Annotated in this window: 19 protein-coding genes; 9 read left to right on the top strand and 10 right to left on the bottom strand. The window is 65.3% G+C overall.

The genetic code is table 11. The features are described from left to right. Positions 1 to 158: 158 nt before the first annotated feature. The gene (locus FJW05_RS15015; protein WP_140633365.1) at positions 159 to 833 is read right to left on the bottom strand and encodes a winged helix-turn-helix domain-containing protein; all 675 of its coding nucleotides are present in this window, start codon (positions 831 to 833) and stop codon (positions 159 to 161) included. A gap of 168 nt (positions 834 to 1,001) precedes the next feature. On the opposite strand from FJW05_RS15015, the gene FJW05_RS15010 reads away from it, so the two are divergent. Both FJW05_RS15010 and FJW05_RS15005 read left to right on the top strand, forming a co-directional pair. Then, positions 1,002 to 1,370 carry an NIPSNAP family protein gene (locus tag FJW05_RS15010; protein ID WP_140633362.1) on the top strand — a complete coding sequence of 123 codons (369 nt, stop codon included), beginning with the start codon at positions 1,002 to 1,004 and terminating at the stop codon, positions 1,368 to 1,370. Next, positions 1,367 to 1,732 (top strand): antibiotic biosynthesis monooxygenase, encoded by a 366-nt coding sequence (locus FJW05_RS15005; RefSeq protein WP_140633360.1) that lies wholly within the window; start codon positions 1,367 to 1,369, stop codon positions 1,730 to 1,732. The genes FJW05_RS15010 and FJW05_RS15005 overlap by 4 nt, the downstream gene beginning before the upstream one ends. 4 nt (positions 1,733 to 1,736) lie before the next feature. Here the strand turns inward: FJW05_RS15005 and mbfA are convergent, their stop codons facing one another. After that, positions 1,737 to 2,720: an iron exporter MbfA gene (mbfA, locus tag FJW05_RS15000; RefSeq protein WP_140545787.1), complete on the bottom strand. Its 984-nt coding sequence runs from the start codon at positions 2,718 to 2,720 to the stop codon at positions 1,737 to 1,739. A 176-nt stretch (positions 2,721 to 2,896) separates the two neighbouring features. On the opposite strand from mbfA, the gene FJW05_RS14995 reads away from it, so the two are divergent. The 3 genes from FJW05_RS14995 (at position 2,897) to FJW05_RS27455 (ending at position 4,639) form a co-directional block, all read left to right on the top strand. After that, the gene (locus FJW05_RS14995; RefSeq protein WP_095770189.1) at positions 2,897 to 3,220 is read left to right on the top strand and encodes a hypothetical protein; all 324 of its coding nucleotides are present in this window, start codon (positions 2,897 to 2,899) and stop codon (positions 3,218 to 3,220) included. Positions 3,221 to 3,415: 195 nt separating this feature from the next. Further along, the gene (locus FJW05_RS14985) at positions 3,416 to 4,393 is read left to right on the top strand and encodes a threonine/serine dehydratase (RefSeq protein ID WP_140633354.1); all 978 of its coding nucleotides are present in this window, start codon (positions 3,416 to 3,418) and stop codon (positions 4,391 to 4,393) included. Positions 4,394 to 4,474: 81 nt separating this feature from the next. Next, positions 4,475 to 4,639, top strand: coding sequence for a hypothetical protein (locus FJW05_RS27455; RefSeq protein WP_181164956.1), 165 nt, complete (start codon positions 4,475 to 4,477; stop codon positions 4,637 to 4,639). A gap of 45 nt (positions 4,640 to 4,684) precedes the next feature. Here the strand turns inward: FJW05_RS27455 and FJW05_RS14980 are convergent, their stop codons facing one another. Genes FJW05_RS14980 through FJW05_RS14965 form a run of 4 tightly spaced genes read right to left on the bottom strand, consistent with a single transcriptional unit; the run spans position 4,685 to position 8,389 of the window. Further along, on the bottom strand, positions 4,685 to 5,821 hold the full coding sequence (locus FJW05_RS14980; RefSeq protein WP_140633351.1) for an ABC transporter permease: 1,137 nt from the start codon (positions 5,819 to 5,821) through the stop codon (positions 4,685 to 4,687). Further along, complete coding sequence (locus FJW05_RS14975; RefSeq protein WP_095770115.1) at positions 5,818 to 6,738, bottom strand: ABC transporter ATP-binding protein; 921 nt, start codon at positions 6,736 to 6,738, stop codon at positions 5,818 to 5,820. The genes FJW05_RS14980 and FJW05_RS14975 overlap by 4 nt, the downstream gene beginning before the upstream one ends. Next, positions 6,735 to 7,688 (bottom strand): HlyD family efflux transporter periplasmic adaptor subunit, encoded by a 954-nt coding sequence (locus FJW05_RS14970; protein WP_140633348.1) that lies wholly within the window; start codon positions 7,686 to 7,688, stop codon positions 6,735 to 6,737. The genes FJW05_RS14975 and FJW05_RS14970 overlap by 4 nt, the downstream gene beginning before the upstream one ends. After that, a complete protein-coding gene (locus FJW05_RS14965) occupies positions 7,685 to 8,389 on the bottom strand; it encodes a DUF1956 domain-containing protein (protein ID WP_140633345.1) in 705 nt (234 codons plus the stop codon). The genes FJW05_RS14970 and FJW05_RS14965 overlap by 4 nt, the downstream gene beginning before the upstream one ends. An 89-nt stretch (positions 8,390 to 8,478) precedes the next feature. Here FJW05_RS14965 and FJW05_RS14960 point away from each other — a divergent pair, with 89 nt between their 5' ends. Then, complete coding sequence (locus FJW05_RS14960; RefSeq protein ID WP_140545792.1) at positions 8,479 to 8,952, top strand: CYTH domain-containing protein; 474 nt, start codon at positions 8,479 to 8,481, stop codon at positions 8,950 to 8,952. Continuing rightward, positions 8,949 to 9,881, top strand: a complete 933-nt coding sequence (locus FJW05_RS14955) for a CHAD domain-containing protein (RefSeq protein WP_140633343.1) — start codon at positions 8,949 to 8,951, stop codon at positions 9,879 to 9,881. Before FJW05_RS14960 ends, FJW05_RS14955 begins: the two co-directional genes overlap by 4 nt. Before the next feature lie 190 nt (positions 9,882 to 10,071). On the opposite strand, the gene FJW05_RS14950 is transcribed toward FJW05_RS14955, so the two are convergent. Then, a complete protein-coding gene (locus FJW05_RS14950) occupies positions 10,072 to 10,857 on the bottom strand; it encodes a helix-turn-helix transcriptional regulator (RefSeq protein ID WP_140633340.1) in 786 nt (261 codons plus the stop codon). A gap of 113 nt (positions 10,858 to 10,970) precedes the next feature. Between FJW05_RS14950 and FJW05_RS14945 the strand changes: the two genes are divergently transcribed. After that, complete coding sequence (locus FJW05_RS14945; RefSeq protein ID WP_140633337.1) at positions 10,971 to 11,837, top strand: SMP-30/gluconolactonase/LRE family protein; 867 nt, start codon at positions 10,971 to 10,973, stop codon at positions 11,835 to 11,837. Between the two features lie 124 nt (positions 11,838 to 11,961). Here the strand turns inward: FJW05_RS14945 and FJW05_RS14940 are convergent, their stop codons facing one another. The 3 genes from FJW05_RS14940 to FJW05_RS14930 form a co-directional block, all read right to left on the bottom strand. Then, the gene (locus FJW05_RS14940) at positions 11,962 to 12,231 is read right to left on the bottom strand and encodes a helix-turn-helix transcriptional regulator (protein WP_140633335.1); all 270 of its coding nucleotides are present in this window, start codon (positions 12,229 to 12,231) and stop codon (positions 11,962 to 11,964) included. A gap of 89 nt (positions 12,232 to 12,320) precedes the next feature. Next, complete coding sequence (locus tag FJW05_RS14935) at positions 12,321 to 13,022, bottom strand: phosphatase PAP2 family protein (RefSeq protein WP_140633332.1); 702 nt, start codon at positions 13,020 to 13,022, stop codon at positions 12,321 to 12,323. Between the two features lie 18 nt (positions 13,023 to 13,040). Next, positions 13,041 to 13,379, bottom strand: a complete 339-nt coding sequence (locus FJW05_RS14930; RefSeq protein ID WP_140546700.1) for a hypothetical protein — start codon at positions 13,377 to 13,379, stop codon at positions 13,041 to 13,043. 252 nt (positions 13,380 to 13,631) lie between these two features. Here FJW05_RS14930 and FJW05_RS14925 point away from each other — a divergent pair, with 252 nt between their 5' ends. Beyond that, entirely contained in the window at positions 13,632 to 15,629 is a 1,998-nt protein-coding gene (locus FJW05_RS14925; RefSeq protein ID WP_140633329.1) for a PhoX family phosphatase, read from the top strand. The last annotated feature ends 123 nt before the right edge of the window (positions 15,630 to 15,752 follow it).

The following is a 15,752-nucleotide window of genomic DNA, read 5'->3' as shown; positions in this document are numbered from 1 at the left end:
TTGATCGCTCAGCCGGTTTCGCCAATCTCCAACCTTGCAGGAATAGCGGAGCGCCAGAACTGCTGATCTCCCCCCTAGAGGGCCTAGAGGGGGAGATGCCCGGCAGGGCAGAGGGGAGCGCCTCGCGCCGATATTGCGAGCGTATCGCTTGCGCAGAACTACGCCAGGAACACCCTCTCGAATTCCTGCCGGCCCTTCGGCGAGAACGCCACGGCGCGGCTGTCCTTTTCGCGCCTCGCCCATTTCTCGGCGATGATCTTGTCGAGGATGGCCGCACCCAGCGTGCCGGCGAGGTGCGATCGCCGCACGCTCCAGTCGAGGCAGGCGCGGCAAACCGGCCGCCGCGCCTTGGCAGCGGTCTCGATGCCGAGCGCGGAAAAATGCGAGGCGCCGGATGGCGAGAGCCTGATCTGGTTGTCGTCGCGCAGCAAAAGCTTCCTGTCGAGCAGCCGGTCGAGCATCGCCACCGCCTGCTCGCCGGCCAGGTGATCGTAGCAGACCCGCGCCACGCGCATGGCCGCGTCGCGCGGTCCCGGCCGCACGCGCTTCGGGCCGACCGCTTCGGCGACGCCGATGATCGCCTCGATCATGCCGGCAACCTGCGCCCCGGCGAGACCGTAATAGCGGTGCCGGCCCTGGCTGGCCAAAGTCAGCAGGCCGCCATCCATCAGCTTCGACAGATGCGAGGAAGCGGTGGGCAGCGACACGCCGGCTTCCAGCGCCAGTTCCGACGCCGTCAGCGCGGTGCCGCCCATCAGGGCGTTCAGCATGTTGGCGCGGGCCGGGTCGCCGACCAGGCTGGCGATGCGGGCGATGTCGGGTCCTTCACGCATGGTTCGATCCTCGTCGAAGCATTCTTGTCAGGGAAGCACTATTCTGCGGTCGGCTCAAGCAGCGCGGCAAACACTCCTGACAGGAGAATGCCTAGCACGATGACGGAGACGATGTTTCGACCGCGATCGAACCGTCGTCGTCAAAAACCAACGGACGAGGAGACCGACATGACCATCACCTGCTTTATCCGCTACGAGATCGACCCGTTCGGCAAGGCGGCCTTCGAGCAATATGCGCGGGCCTGGGGCCAGGCCATTCCGCGCTGCGGCGCCGACCTGATCGGCTATTACGCCCCGCATGAAGGCTCGGCCACCACCGCTTACGCCGCCTACAACATCGAGAGCCTCGCGGCCTACGAGGCCTACCGCGCGCGGCTTGCCGCCGACCCGGCGGGCAAGGCAAATTACGAGTTCGCGCGGCGCGAGAAATTCATCTTGAAGGAAGATCGCCTCTTCCTGAAGCTGGTGTCCGGGCCGCATGGTCCGCGGCAGATCTTCAGGACCGACGTGACGGTCAAGGAAGGGATAGAGGCATGATCGCTGTCATCTTCGAGGTGGAGCCGGCGGAAGGCAAGCGCGATGCCTATCTCGGCATCGCCGCCGAGCTTAAGCCGCTGCTCGAGAGCATCGACGGCTTCATCTCGGTCGAGCGCTTCCAGAGCCTGACCGATCCGAAGCGGGTGCTGTCGCTGTCTTTCTGGCGCGACGAGGAAGCGGTGAAAGCCTGGCGCAACACCGAGGAGCACCGGCAGGCGCAAAAGGCGGGGCGCGGCGGAATCTTCGCCGGCTACCGTCTGCGCATTGCCCATGTCGTGCGCGACTACGGGATGAAGGAAAGGGCCGAGGCGCCGCAAGGTGAATGGGTAGGCTCTCCCTTCTCCCCTTGTGGGAGAAGGTAAAGAGCTACGCATTGCCGATCAGCACGCCCGCCCCGAACACCAGCGCGCCGCCCAGCACCACCTGGAAGGCGGCGCGCCAGAACGGGGTCTGCATGTAGCGGTTCTGCACGAAAGCGATCGCCCAGAGCTCGAAGAACACCACCACCGCCGCCACGGCGGTGGCCGTCCAGAAATGCGGGATCAGATAGGGCAGCGCGTGGCCGAGGCCGCCCAGCGAAGTCATCAGGCCGACCGTCAACCCTCGCTTGAGCGGTGAGCCGCGCCCCGACAGCTTACCGTCGTCGGAGGCGACCTCGGTGAAACCCATCGAGATGCCGGCGCCGATCGAGGCGGCGAGGCCGACCAGGAGCGTCTGCCAGGTGTCGTGCGTGGCGAACGCCGCGGCGAAGATCGGCGCCAGCGTCGACACCGAGCCGTCCATCAGCCCGGCCAGCCCCGGCTGCACATAGGTGAGGATGAACTGGCGCTGCTCGGCCGTCGCCTCCTCCTCCTTGACCGTGCCCGGCACATGCTCCTGCTCCAATTCATGCGCCGAGCTCTCATGGCCCTGCTCGGCCGCAGCGAGGTCGTTGAGCAGCTTGCGCGTCGAGGCGTCGGTGGTGCGCTTGGCCGCCTCGACGTAGAAGCGATAGGCCTGCCGCTCCATTTCCTCGGCCTGCCGCCGCACATGCTCGATGCCGAGCGGCTTCACCAGCCAGTCGGGCTTGCGCTCGAAATAGCCTTTCACATGCTCGCGCCGGATCAGCGGGATGCGCTCGCCGAAGCGCTTGCGGTGAAGCTCGATGAGCGAATCGCGATGGCCGTCCTCTTCCTCGGCCATCGCCTCGAACACTTTTGCCGATTGCGGAAAATCCTGCGCCAGGCCATCGGCATAAGCGCGGTAGATGCGTCCGTCATCCTCCTCGGAAGAGATCGCCAGCGCCAGGATCTCCTGCTCCGAAAGCGAATCGAAGGAACGGCGGCCGAAGCCGAAAACACGGGAAAGCATGATGGGATCACTCTAGTTTAGAATTGTTCTAAACTATGATCTTGGCAGTCGAAGGTCAATTGCCAACGGCGCGGGCTGCGGGCGCGCGAATGCTGATCCCGCGTGGCCAAACCCTTCATTATTGCCGAATGTTTGCCTATATAGCTGACCACCACCGAAATTGAAGGACGCCCGGCATGACGGACAAGAAGCCCCCGCACGCCTTTGACGCCAAGCCGGTTCTCGATCTCATCGCCAGCATCGAGGCCGACCTGCAGCGCCTGAAAGGTCTTGTCGAGGAACAACTCGATAAATTCGACCCGGCCAATCCGCACAACAAGACGCCGGACGGCAAGCTGACCGAGGAAGGCGCCGAGTGCTGCTACCGCATGTTCGACGAAGGCAAGTCGCGCTACACGGTTTCCCAGCAGATGAAGATATCCTTCGCCGCCGCCACCCACCGCTTCAATTCCTGGCGCAAGCTGGGCGGCAGCAAAAGGACGAAGACGCTGCTGGGGTGAGGGGTTGCCGGCAGGCGCAATGTCGGCGGGACAGCGCCCCCCTCTGGCCTGCCGGCCATCTCCCCCACGAGGGGGGAGATCAGCAGTTCCGCCGCCGCCGCCATCGTGGCAAACCTTGTCTCCGTCACATTTTTTCGTTGGCGCGACGCCTCGGTTTGCGTGCACCATGACCGGGCTTATCCCGCGAGGCCCATCATGCTCACCCTGCCCGGCATCTCCGACATCCGCGCCGCCGCCGAGCGGCTTTCCGGCCTGATCGTCGAAACGCCGCTGATCGAATCGCCCGAGCTCAACAAGCGCTATGGCGGCCGCATCCTATTCAAGCCCGAGACGCTGCAGCGCACCGGCTCCTTCAAGATCCGCGGTGCCTACAACAAGCTGTCTAGCCTGAGCGAGGAAGAGCGCGGCCGGGGCGTCGTCGCCTTCTCCTCCGGCAACCACGCGCAAGGCGTGGCGGCCTCGGCCGCCATGTTCGGCGTCAAGGCGGTGATCGCCATGCCGGCCGATGCGCCGGCGCTGAAAGTCGGCAATGTCCGCAAGATGGGCGCCGAAGTGGTGCCGTTCGACCGTTATAAGGACGACCGCATGACGGTCGTTCGCCCCTATATCGAAAAGGGCATGGTGCTGGTGCCGCCCTTCGACGATCCGGCCATCATTGCCGGCCAGGGCACGATCGGCCTGGAGCTGATAAAGCAGGCGAAAGTGCTCGGTGTAGCGCTTGATGCCGTCGTCGTGCCTTGCGGTGGCGGCGGCCTGTCGAGCGGCATCTCCGTGGCCGTCAAGGACGCCTCACCGAGCACGCAAGTCTGGGCGGTCGAACCCGAACATTTCGACGACACGCGCCGCTCGCTGGCCAAGGGCGAGCGGGTCTCGAACGAACCCGGACGCACTTCGATTTGCGATGCGCTGCTTACCGCCGAGCCGGGCGCCATCACCTTCGAGATCAACCGCCGGAATCTCGCCGGCGCCATCGCCGTCTCCGACAAGGCGGCCGCCCAGGCGATGCGCGACGCCATGGCCCATCTCAAGCTCGTGGTCGAGCCCGGCGGCTGCGTCGCGTTTGCCGCGCTCTCATCCGGCGAGATCGACCTTGCCGGCAAATGCGTCGCCGTGGTGCTGTCCGGCGGCAATGTCGATTTCGGCACCTATGCGGAAATCATCGCGGCGGCATAGAGGCCCTTCATAGCGGGACACTTGCCTTTTGGGTCGATCACGTTACGTTTTCCATCAATTGGTCACTGCCGGGAGAAGCTGTTGCTAGGTTACCTGCCATTTGTCTTGGGCGGGGCACTCGGGCTGCTGGTTGCGTTTCTGCTTGCTGGAGCGTTTGGCATCGGTGGAACCGCCCAGTTGTTGCTCTTTGGCCTGTTGCCTGCCATCGGCGGCGCCATCTGCGAGCGCATGACCAGCCGCAACTGATCTTGGCCAATCGTGTCGACCTGCCCTGCGTCAGGGGCGTCCGGCCTAATCCAGCGTCCGCCTGAACCGCACCAGTGCCACGCCGGCAAACAATGCCACGAACACCACCAGCCAGCCGATCTCCGTCGCCACCGCCGGCAGCTCTGCCCCTTTCAGCATGACCGCGCGGGTGATGCGCAAAAAATGGGTCAGCGGGAAGATCTCGCCAAAGGTCTGCGCCCAGCCGGGCATGCCGCGATAGGGGAACATGAAGCCCGACAGCATGATCGAGGGCAGGAAAAAGAAAAAGGTGAGCTGCAGCGCCTGCATCTGCGTGCGCGCGATCGTCGAGATCGTGTAGCCGAGCAGCACCAGCGACAGCACGAACACCAGCACGGTCGACAGCAGCAGCGACAGCGACCCCATGAAGGGAATGGCAAACAGAAGCTTCGCCGCCGCCAGCACCACCACCACCTGCACCGCGCCCACCACCAGGTAGGGCAGCACCTTGCCCATCATGATCTCGAGCGGGCTCGACGGCATGGCCAGAAGGTTTTCCATCGTGCCGCGCTCGGTCTCGCGCGTCAGCGCGATCGAGGTCATCATCACCATCGTCATCTGCAGGATGACGCCAAGCAGGCCGGGCACGATGTTGTATTGCGAGATGCCTTCGGGATTGTAGCGCCGGTGCACGACGACATCGAGTTGGCCGCGCGCCGCCTCCTTGGCAGTCTCCTCAGTGCCCTGCGCCCTGAGCAGCGCCTGGCCGGCCACGGTGCTGAGCGTCGAGATCGCGCCGCTGGCGACCGCCGGGTCGGTGGCGTCGGCCTCGATCAGGATCTGCGGATTGTCGCCGCGCTCGACGCGGCGGGCGAAATCGGCGGGGATGGTGACGACGAAGGAGACGTCGCCACGCGCCATCAGGAACTCGGCTTCCTCGGCACTTTGCGCGACATGGTCGAATCGGTAGTAGCCGGTGGTCTGCAGCGCCGAGACCATGGCCCGCGTGTAGGGGTCGCTGCTGGTCGCCACCAGCGCGGCCGGCAGGCTCTTCGGGTCGTTGTTGATCGCATAGCCGAACAGCACCAGCTGGATCAGCGGCACCCCCAGCATCATGGCGAAGGTGATGCGGTCGCGCCGCATCTGGATGAATTCCTTGGCGAGCAGCGCGCCCAGCCTGGCGAAGGAGAAGACCGCGTTCATGCCATATTGTCCTTCGAGCCGGCCATGAACTGGATGAACACATCCTCGAGGCTGGTCTCACCTGGTTTCACGGTGACGCCCTTGTGTTCCTTCTCGACGTCGGCCAGCGCCTTTTCGAGCGCCGCCTTGTCGGAGCCGACGACATGCAGCGTCGCGCCGAACGGCGCCACCTGGTCGACGCCGGGCCTGCCCTGCAATGCCTCGGCCACCTGGTCGAGCCGCGGCCCCTGCAAGACGAAAGTGGTCAGCCCGGCATTCTTCACCACCTCGTCCACGGTGCCGGTGGCGAGCATCTTGCCGTAGGAGATGTAGCTGATGCGGTGGCAGCGCTCGGCTTCGTCCATGTAGTGGGTGGAGACGAGCACGGTCAGCCCGCCGCCGGCAAGGCGATGGATCTCGTCCCAGAACTCGCGCCGCGCCTTGGGATCGACGCCCGCCGTCGGCTCGTCGAGCAGCAGCAGCTTCGGCTCGTGCATGATGCAGGCGGCCAGCGCCAGCCGCTGCTTCCAGCCGCCGGAAAGCGTGCCGGCCAGCTGGTTGCGGCGGCTCGCCAGGCCGAGATCCTGAAGCGTGCGCGAGACATACTCCTCGACCGGCCTCAACCGGTAGAGCCGCGCCACGAATTCGAGGTTCTCGCCGATCGTCAGGTCCTCGTAGAATGAGAATTTCTGGGTCATGTAGCCGACTTCGCGCTTGATCTTGAGCGCGTCGGTGCGGATGTCGAAGCCCAGCACCGTGCCGTCGCCTTCGTCCGGCGTCAAAAGCCCGCACATGATGCGGATGGTCGTCGTCTTGCCCGAGCCGTTCGGCCCGAGGAAGCCGACGATCTCGCCTTCGGCGACCGTCATCGTCACATGGTCGACGACGGTCTTGTCGCCGAAGCGCTTGACCAGGCCGCGAACGTCGATGGCGTTCATTGCCCGAGATCCGCAAGATCGACATCGACGATCTGGCCGGGCTGCAGCGGTCCCGCATCGCCCTCCGGCCGCGCCTCGACGAGATAGACCAGCTTCTGCCGGTTCTCCAGCGAGTAGATCACCGGCGGCGTGAATTCGGGGTCGGGCGAGACATAGCTGACGCGTGCCTTCAGCCCCATCCCGCAGCCGTCGCAATGGACGTTGAGCTCGGTGCCGACCTTGACCGCCGAGAACGCGCTTTCGGGCACATAGACGCTGAGCTTCACGGCGCCGTCCGGCAGCATCGAGATCACCGGCGCGGTCGGCCCGGCTGTGTCGCCTGGATTGCGGATGACATCGTTGACGCGGCCGGGCGAGGGCGCCGCCAGAACCCGCTTCGACAGCCGCCACTCGGCCTGCTCCAGGGTCGACCGCGCCTGCTTGACCTGGTTGTCGGCGGCCTTGATGGTCTCGGCCCGCGCCGGCAGATTGCCGACGGCGAGATTGGCTTCCGCCTGGCCGACCTGGGCATTGGCGGTCTCCAGCGAAGCCGAGGCGGTGTCGTAATCGGCCTGGGTGCCGGTGCCGCGCTTGTACAGGTCGCTGGCGCGGTCGTATTTGCGCTTGGCGTCGGCCGCCTGGGCTTTGGCCATGTCGACCTCGGCCTTGAGCACGGCGATTTCCTCGGGGCGCTTGCCGACCTGCAGATCGGCAAGCTGGGCCTGGGCCTGCGCAAGCGCGGCTTTGGCCTGCACAACCTCGATCTTGGCGTCGGCATCTTCCAGCGTCGCCACCGCCGTGCCATTCTCGACGCGGTCGCCGCGCCGAACCGTCACCGTCGCCACCTGGGCCACTTCGATCGGCGCCATCAGCACATATTCGCCTTCGACATAGCCGACGGCCAAAGGTGCGGCCGGCGCGCAGGCGCCGAACAATTGGGCCGCGAGCGGCAGCGAACAAAGAAAGCTCATGATTTGCCCTTCTTGCCGGTGGCCGGCCCGCGTGCGGCCAGCATTGCCCTGAGATTGTCGGTTGCGACCGCAACCACCTTGGCGGCCTCTTCATTGCCGATCTCGCGCCAGCCCATCCGGCGCATCACCGCCTCGCGGCCGATGCGGAAATAGATGACCTGGCCGATCATGGTGAAGACGGTAAGCTTGGTCGCTTCGCTCTCGGCCGGCTCGCCGGTCGCCTGTTCCCAGACCTGGCACAGCCGCCGGTGCGTCGGCTCGAACACGCCGGCATAGATGCGGTCGAGCGCGGCGGTCGGATACGAGAGCTCGCGAAGTACGAATTGTACGATCTCGCCGGCCTGCGGACTGGCCACGACGAAGCCCACCATCCGCTCGAGCGCCGCGAAAAGCTGCGCCTGGGCTGCTTCCGGGTCCAGGGGCGCCGTTGCTTGCACGCCGCCCAGCGCCTGGCCGGCAATCCCCTGGATGGTGTCGACGATGAAGTCGGCGGCGGCGGCGCGCAGGCCTTCCTTGCCGCCGAAGTGATAGGCGATGGAGCCGATATTGGCCTTGGCCTCGGCCGCGATCTCCCGCGTCGAGGTGCCGTCGAAACCCTTCCGCCCGAACAGCCTGAGCGCCGCGTGGACAAGCGCCGCGCGCGTTTGATCGGCGGTGCCGACCTCGCGCTGCGGCCTCCTTGCGATTGATCCTTTGTTCATGGCCGACTTTAATCAATCGATTGATTAAAGTCAAATTTGACCGCGACTCGGCTTGCCTTCTCGATCCTCACAGGCTTTAGTGCGCGGCCATGGGCAAGGAAGTCGAGCGTAAGTTCCTGGTCTCCAGTCCCGCCTGGCGCGATGAGGTCGAGGCGGAAATCCGCATTCGTCAATTCTACGTCGCCGCACAGCCCGGCCGCTCGGTGCGGGTGCGCATCAGCGACGAGCGCTCCGCCAAGCTCACGCTGAAGTTCGGCGACAGGGCGCGCGAGCGCGACGAATTTGAATATTCGATCCCGCTTGCCGAGGCTGAGGAATTGATGGCGTTCGCCGTCGGACGTGTCATCGAGAAGACACGCCACCATGTTAGACACGGCGGCTATCTCTATGAAGTCGATGTTTTCGGCGGCGAGCTCGCGGAGCTGGTGATCGCGGAGCTGGAGACGCCGGAGGACATATCTGACGAAATGCTGCCCGACTGGCTCGGTCGCGAGGTCACCGGCGAGTCGAGGTTCTACAACGCGTCGCTGGCCCTCGGGGGGAATCCGGAGATCGCCGCATGAGCTTCCGCATCGATCCGCGCTTGCCGCTGACCGGCGAGGTCAGGCGCATATTGGCCGACGAGATCGGCAAGGCAGTCGCCCATCTCGAGATGGCGCGCGAGAAGCCGGAGCAGGGACTGCACAAATGCCGCAAGCGGCTGAAAAGCGTGCGCGCCTTGCTACGCCTGGTTCGTTTCGGGGACGAACCGTTCTGCCAGACCGAGAACGAATGTTATAAGCAAGTATCGGCGCTGCTGGCCGGCCCGCGCGAGGCGACCGCCTTGATCGAGACCGTCGACCGCTTGGCCGATGCCTTTCCGGAACAATCGGCAGGCGGCGGTCTCGACCCCGTGCGCGAGCGGCTGGTGCTGCGCCAGCACGAACTCCACGCCGGCCCCGGCCTTGACGCCGCCATCAATGCGGCGATCGCCGCTTGCCGGGAAGGCCTGGAGCGCATCGACAGGCTGGCTTTGCCCGATCTGCCGGAACAGGCGGCCGATATATTGGCCGACGGCGCCCGCGCCACCTTGCGGCGGGCGAAAAAGGCGCTGGACAAGGCGGAGTCGCGCGGCGAGGCCGACGATTTTCACGACCTGCGCAAGGCGACAAAGACCCACTCCATGCATCTGTCGCTGCTCGGCCGCCTGTGGCCGACACCGATCAAGGTGCGCCGCAAGGCGGTCGACAGGCTCGGCGAAGAGCTCGGCGAATTGCACGACGTCTTCGTCATGCGCGCCCTGCTCGACGCCGATGGCGAACCGCTCGGTCCCGCCGACGAGACGAAGCTTCTGCGCAAGCTGTTGAAGCGCTCCGAAAAGAGCCTTGCCAAGGCCTGCCTTGCCGATGCCGCCGACCTGTTCGGCGACAGCCCCAAGCGCTCGGCCAAGAGATTGGCCCGCAAGGCGCGCGATGATCTCGCCGGACCGCAGGAAGAAGCAAAAGCGGCTTAGCGCGGCGCCTCTCCTTCTCCCCTTGTGGGAGAAGGTGGCCGCGAAGCGGCCGGATGAGGGGTGCTCCAGGGAACGAGGCGTTGGCGATTGCGGCTTTGGACGAGCGCTTCGGCCAAGCTGGAACACCCCTCATCCGTCTCGGCGCTGCGCGCCGATCCACCTTCTCCCACAAGGGGAGAAGGAGAAGGCGCTACGCCGGCAACGCCCGTTTCTCCTTCGCCGCCCTGGCCCCCGCATCCCTCGGATGCGGGCCGATCGGCATGATCGCGGGAAAGGGCGTCGCTCCGAAGGCAAAGGTCCATTTGTAGCCCGTGAGCTCGTCCTCGGGCGTGGTGTGCTGGTCGTGATGGGCAAGCAGCCTGGCGCGTTCGGCGAGCTCCTCGGCCTCGCGCCGCAGCATTTCCGCCGTTTGCGGCCGCATGCGCCTGGAAAAGCTGATGAAGGTCGCGCCCTGCTCCATGTGGCCGATCGCCCAGCCGATGAAGTTCTTGTTGGTCATCTCGAAATGCGGCTTCAGCGGACCTTCGAAATCCCATTGGATCGGCGTCTCGACGAGCAGCCTTGCCGACAGGCCGCGCCCTAGCGCCACCAGCCCGAGCTCCTCGAGGTCGCGCAGGTAGAGGAACATCGAAGCTTCGCTCAGGCCTTGCGAGCGCATGATGCCTTCGGCCGTGAACTTCTCCGACAGCATGACGAAGACGAACAGCAGCGCCGGCCGCGCCGCCAGCCGGCGCTCGATTTCCGGCGCGACGCGGTTGGCCGGACCCGGCCCGCGGTTCATCGCGCCGAGCACGTTCTCCAGCTCGACATCCGCCGCGGTGCAGATCTCCATCAGCCGGTCGAGCTTGCAGTTCTTCTCATGGAAGATGCGCTTCACCGTCGGCTCGGAAACGCCCATGCGCTCGGCCAGCGTTCGATAGGTCAGGCCCTTGGCCTTCAACGTCCGTTTCAGCGCCTCGAAGATCGGACCGTTCATGGAATGCACCTCGTTTGCGCGAATTCGTATTGAACTGCGATACTAGTCTCGTTCCGGCTTCCAGGAAAGTATCGAAAATCCTAGCTCTCTGCCGTCATCACCGGAGAGCACCCATGAAACACCTCATCGCTTCAACCGTCTTCGCCGCCATCGGCGCTGTGTCCGTCGCGCAGGCCGGCGAGGTCTGGCAGGCCACCGGCTTCGAGCAGCCGGAATCCGCGCTTGTCGATGCCGCCCACAACCGCATCGTCGTCTCCAACATCGTCGGCAATCCCGGCGCGGTGGACGACAATGGCTACCTGTCGCTCTTGTCGATGGACGGCAAGGTCGTCTCTCGCCACTGGGTGGACGGCATGGACGCGCCCAAGGGCATGGCGATCGCCGGCGGCAGGCTCTACGCCGCCGACATCACCAGGGTGCGCGTCGTCGATCTCGCCAGCGGCAGACTGGTCGAGACCATCGATGTGCCGGGCGCTGTGTTTCTCAACGACATGACCGCCGACGGCGCCGGCAAGGTCTATGTCAGCGACATGCTGGCCGACACGATATACCGCATCGACGGCGACCGACCGGAGCTGTTCGTCAAAGATGCGCTGCTCGCCTCGCCGAATGGCGTCTTCGCCGATGGCGACAGGTTGATCGTCGCGTCCTGGGGCAAGGGCATCGACAAGACCGATTTCAGCACCGCCGAGCCCGGCGGATTGCTGTCGGTCGACCTCGCCACCAGGAAGGTCGCGCCGTTGCCCGGCGCGCAAAAGTTCGCCGACCTCGACGGCGTCGTCGCCATCGGCGACACCATCTACGCCACTGCCTACATGACCGGCACGCTCTACGGCTACAAGCGCGGCGGCGCGCCGACGGCGATAGCGCAGTTCAAGCCGGGCAGCGCCGACGTCGGCACAGACGGCAGGCGCATCTTCGTGCCGCTGATGGGCGAAGGCGAGGTCGTCGCGCTATCGCTGGATTCCTCGCAGGATTGATCGCGGCGCTGAAGCTGCCGCCCTTGAGGGGAGGTGTCCGGTCTACCCTCCGAAGCTGCTGCGGAGGACGGGCAGGACAGAGGGGGCGCTGTCTCGCCAACCTCTCGCATTTCGGCTTGCCGGCTTAGCCTTGCGGGTTCTGCGCCGCGGTGGCCTTGAGGCGCACGCCCCGGCCGCCGCGCTCGCTGGCCTGGTTCTCGCCGATCAGCTCCACGCCGACCTCGTCGAGCGCCTGGATGACCTTCATCAGCGTGTCGACCACGCCCCTGACGACGCCGCCGCTCGCTTCCATGCGCTGGATCGTCGGCAGCGAGACTCCGGCTCGCTCGGCCAGCGTCTTCTGGTCGATGCCCGTCAACGCCCGCGCGGCGCGCATCTGTGCGGCAGTGATCATCGGCCGGAATCCACCTTTGAATTTTTAAAAGATGTATACTATAAATGTTACGATGTCTCAAGCATCATTATATATGTACTTGACATCGGTCAATCGCTGTCGGCTACCACTTTGCGTCGCTGCAGCAGGCGCGCCGCGAGCCAGCACAGCATGGCCCAGGCAAAGCCCGCGCACCAGCCCGCAAGCACGTCGGAGGGCCAATGCACGCCGAGATAGACGCGGCTGGCGCCGACCAGCACGGTGGTGAGCACGGCGAGGCCGAGCACGAAGACCTTGGTCGTCCGGTCCGGCAGGAAGCGGGCCGCCAAGGAACCGAGCGTCAGATAGGTCACGGCCGACAGCATGGCATGCCCGCTGGGGAATGAGAGCGAGGTCTCGGTGACGAGATGCGAGACGAGATCGGGCCGCGGCCGGTCGACCTCGAGCTTGAGCAGGCTGGAGAGCGCTTGCCCGCCGGCGACGGCCGCGAACATGAACAGGGCTGTCGAGGGTCTGCGGATCAGGAGCAGATAGGCGATCGTCGCCGTCGTGATCAGCGCCAGCACTGCCGTGCTGCCCAGCGCGGTGATGTCGCGCACCGCGCCCTCCAGCCAAAGCGGGCCGATCGGGCTGTCCGGTTGCCCGGCGTGGCGGAAGGCGAGCAGGATTTCCGTATCGAAGGCATGCGGCGTCGTCGCGCGCGCCACCTCCATGAGTTCCACCAGGCCCCACAGCCCGCCGGCGATCACCAGCCCAGCCACGAGCACCGGGAATTCCAACCTGTTGAGGAGCGCGTTGGCGGTCGATTTCATTCGGGCCCTCGGGTCCAGCTACAGCCGCTGCATATAGGGCCCGAGCGTGATCAGCGCGACGGCGGCGATCGCCAGCACCACACCGGTCGCCTGCAAGGCATTGAGCCGCTCGCCGAAGAAGGCGAGCGCCACGACATTGACTGCGACGAGCTGGATCACCGCCGACAGGCTGAACGATACCGACATGCCGAACTCGCGCACCAGCCTCAGCATGATCAGATTGCCGGCCGAGTAGAGCGCCAGCGTCAAAAGGAGCTTGGCCAAGCTCGGCGCCATGCCCCATTGCTTGGCCGCCGTCGCCGCCAGCAGGAATATCACGGTCGAAATGCCGAGTTGCGCCAGTCCCCAGAAGCTCACCTTGCCGTCCCTTTTTGAAACGCCGTCGCCACGCCGGCCAGCTCTTGTTTCCGAAGCAGGCGATGTCGTCAAGCCGACCGCAGCGGAGCGCAGGCGCTCAAGGGACCGAAGCCGGGTGTCGCAAAAGCTGCCGCGAGCCGGCAAACAACTATTGCGGTTCAATCACGGCAGTGTCACGAAAATGTGATCGGCGCGCTTTAGGGGTCGAAAGGTCAAGATCCCCAGCCACTCAAGAAGCCCGAGGGCAAACTCATGAGCCTGACCCCTGAGACCCGTTTCCGCACCAGCCAGCTCGAGGAAAATGACGGCCCGCCGGTCAACCCGACCGACAACCGCACCATGGGCGAGATCATCGCCGCGCGTTTCTCGCGCCGCGGCTTTCTCATGGGTTCGCTGGCCGTGTCGGCCATCGCCGCCACTGTCAGTCCGCTGGCGCTGATTGCGGCCGACGAGGCGCGCGCTGCTGAAGCTTCGGCCTTCAAGTTCGACGAGCTCGAAGCCGGCATCGACGACAAGCACCATGTCGCGCCCGGCTATGACGCCGACGTGCTGTTGCGCTGGGGCGATCCGCTGTTTTCCGATTCCCCCGACTTCGATCCGCTGAAGCAGTCGGCTGAAGCCCAGGCAAGACAGTTCGGCTACAACAACGACTATGTCGGCTATATTCCGATCGACGGCTCGGCCGAGCACGGCCTTTTGGTCGTCAACCACGAATACACCAACCCGCATCTGATGTTCCCCGGCATCGTCTCGGTCGTCGAGAAGGACGGCAAGAAGAAGGCCGAGGTGGCGCCGCTCTCAAAGGAGCAGGTCGATGTCGAGATGGCCGCCCATGGCGGCACCATCGTCGAGATCCGCAAGCAAGGCGGCAAATGGCAAGTGGTGCGCGACGGCAAGCTCAACCGCCGCATCATGTCCACCACCGAGATGGCGCTCTCCGGCCCGGTGGCGGGCCATGACCGCGTCAAGACCAATGCGGACCCGTCCGGTACCAAGGTCATCGGCACCCTCAACAATTGCGCCGGCGGCGTCACGCCCTGGGGCACCTATGTGATGGCCGAGGAGAACATCCACGGCTATTTCTCGGGCGAATTGCCGGAGGGCCACAGCGAAGCCGCCAATTACAAGCGCCTCGGCATTCCGGAAGGCGCCTATGAGTGGGGCACGCATCACGACCGCTTCAACCTCGCCAAGGAGCCGAACGAGCCCAATCGTTTCGGCTGGATCGTCGAGGTCGACGTCAACGATCCCAACTCCGTGCCGAGGAAGCGCACCGCCATGGGCCGCTTCAAGCATGAGGGCGCCGAATCGATCGTCGCCAAGGACGGCCGCGTCGTCTTCTATCTCGGCGACGACGAGCGCTTCGACTATGTCTACAAATTCGTCACCAAGGGGATTTTCAACCCGAACGACCGCGCCGCCAACTTGGACCTGCTCGACGACGGCACGTTGCATGTGGCCAAATTCGCCGAGGACGGCTCGGTCGAATGGATGCCGATCGTTTTCGGTCAAGGCCCGCTGACGGCCGAGAACGGCTTTGCTTCCCAGGCCGACGTTCTCATCGAGACGCGCCGCGCCGCCGACCTGCTCGGCGCCACCAAGATGGACCGGCCGGAGGATATCCAGCCCAATGCCGGCAACGGCAAGGTCTATGTCATGCTGACCAACAATTCCAAGCGCAAGGCCGAGCAGGTCGACGCCGCCAATCCGCGCGCCGACAACGCTTTCGGCCACATCATCGAGATCGTCGAGGAAGGGGGCGACTTCGCGGCGACCAAGGGCAAATGGGAAGTGCTGTTGAAATGCGGCGATCCTTCCGTTGCCGATGTCGGTGCTACCTTCTCGACCGGGACCACCGCCCATGGCTGGTTCGGCATGCCTGACAATTGCGCCGTCGATTCTGCCGGGCGCCTGTGGGTCGCCACCGACGGCCAGGGCCCGAAGGCCACCGGCCGCACCGACGGCCTCTGGGCGGTCGATACCGAGGGTGACGCGCGGGCAACGTCGAAACTGTTCTTCCGCGTGCCGATCGGTGCCGAAATGTGCGGCCCGCTGTTTTCGCCGGACGACCAGACCGCTTTCGTCGCCGTCCAGCATCCAGGCGACGGCGGCGAGGATTGGGAAGGTTTTGGCCGCCCGTCCTATTACGAGGACCCGTCGACGCGCTGGCCGGACTTCAAGCCGGACATGCCGGTGCGGCCGTCCGTCGTTGCCATCACGAAGCAGGGCGGCGGCAAGATCGCGGTGTGACGCGCTAGGGGTAGCACGGACCGACAGCTCGACGTTGGGGATTGGCTAACGCCTTCCCCGACGTCGTCATTCCAGGGCGGAGCAGGAGCGAAGCTCCGTCGCGTAGACCCTGGAATCCATGCC

Origin of the sequence: Mesorhizobium sp. B2-9-1, from assembly GCF_006439455.1 — a bacterium.
Classification (GTDB): Bacteria; Pseudomonadota; Alphaproteobacteria; order Rhizobiales; family Rhizobiaceae; genus Mesorhizobium.
This window is presented reverse-complemented; position numbering and strand designations above follow the sequence as displayed.

Coding starts and splice junctions, on each gene's coding strand:
- FJW05_RS14960 (WP_140545792.1), top strand. CDS start 8,479: ATGGGCAAGGAAGTCGAGCGTAAGTTCCTGGTCTCCAGTCCCGCCTGG.
- FJW05_RS14950 (WP_140633340.1), bottom strand. CDS start 10,857: ATGAACGGTCCGATCTTCGAGGCGCTGAAACGGACGTTGAAGGCCAAG.
- FJW05_RS14970 (WP_140633348.1), bottom strand. CDS start 7,688: ATGAGCTTTCTTTGTTCGCTGCCGCTCGCGGCCCAATTGTTCGGCGCC.
- FJW05_RS15010 (WP_140633362.1), top strand. CDS start 1,002: ATGACCATCACCTGCTTTATCCGCTACGAGATCGACCCGTTCGGCAAG.
- mbfA (WP_140545787.1), bottom strand. CDS start 2,720: ATGCTTTCCCGTGTTTTCGGCTTCGGCCGCCGTTCCTTCGATTCGCTT.
- FJW05_RS14925 (WP_140633329.1), top strand. CDS start 13,632: ATGAGCCTGACCCCTGAGACCCGTTTCCGCACCAGCCAGCTCGAGGAA.
- FJW05_RS14965 (WP_140633345.1), bottom strand. CDS start 8,389: ATGAACAAAGGATCAATCGCAAGGAGGCCGCAGCGCGAGGTCGGCACC.
- FJW05_RS15015 (WP_140633365.1), bottom strand. CDS start 833: ATGCGTGAAGGACCCGACATCGCCCGCATCGCCAGCCTGGTCGGCGAC.
- FJW05_RS15005 (WP_140633360.1), top strand. CDS start 1,367: ATGATCGCTGTCATCTTCGAGGTGGAGCCGGCGGAAGGCAAGCGCGAT.
- FJW05_RS14940 (WP_140633335.1), bottom strand. CDS start 12,231: ATGATCACTGCCGCACAGATGCGCGCCGCGCGGGCGTTGACGGGCATC.
- FJW05_RS14975 (WP_095770115.1), bottom strand. CDS start 6,738: ATGAACGCCATCGACGTTCGCGGCCTGGTCAAGCGCTTCGGCGACAAG.
- FJW05_RS14945 (WP_140633337.1), top strand. CDS start 10,971: ATGAAACACCTCATCGCTTCAACCGTCTTCGCCGCCATCGGCGCTGTG.
- FJW05_RS14935 (WP_140633332.1), bottom strand. CDS start 13,022: ATGAAATCGACCGCCAACGCGCTCCTCAACAGGTTGGAATTCCCGGTG.
- FJW05_RS14995 (WP_095770189.1), top strand. CDS start 2,897: ATGACGGACAAGAAGCCCCCGCACGCCTTTGACGCCAAGCCGGTTCTC.
- FJW05_RS14985 (WP_140633354.1), top strand. CDS start 3,416: ATGCTCACCCTGCCCGGCATCTCCGACATCCGCGCCGCCGCCGAGCGG.
- FJW05_RS14955 (WP_140633343.1), top strand. CDS start 8,949: ATGAGCTTCCGCATCGATCCGCGCTTGCCGCTGACCGGCGAGGTCAGG.
- FJW05_RS14980 (WP_140633351.1), bottom strand. CDS start 5,821: ATGAACGCGGTCTTCTCCTTCGCCAGGCTGGGCGCGCTGCTCGCCAAG.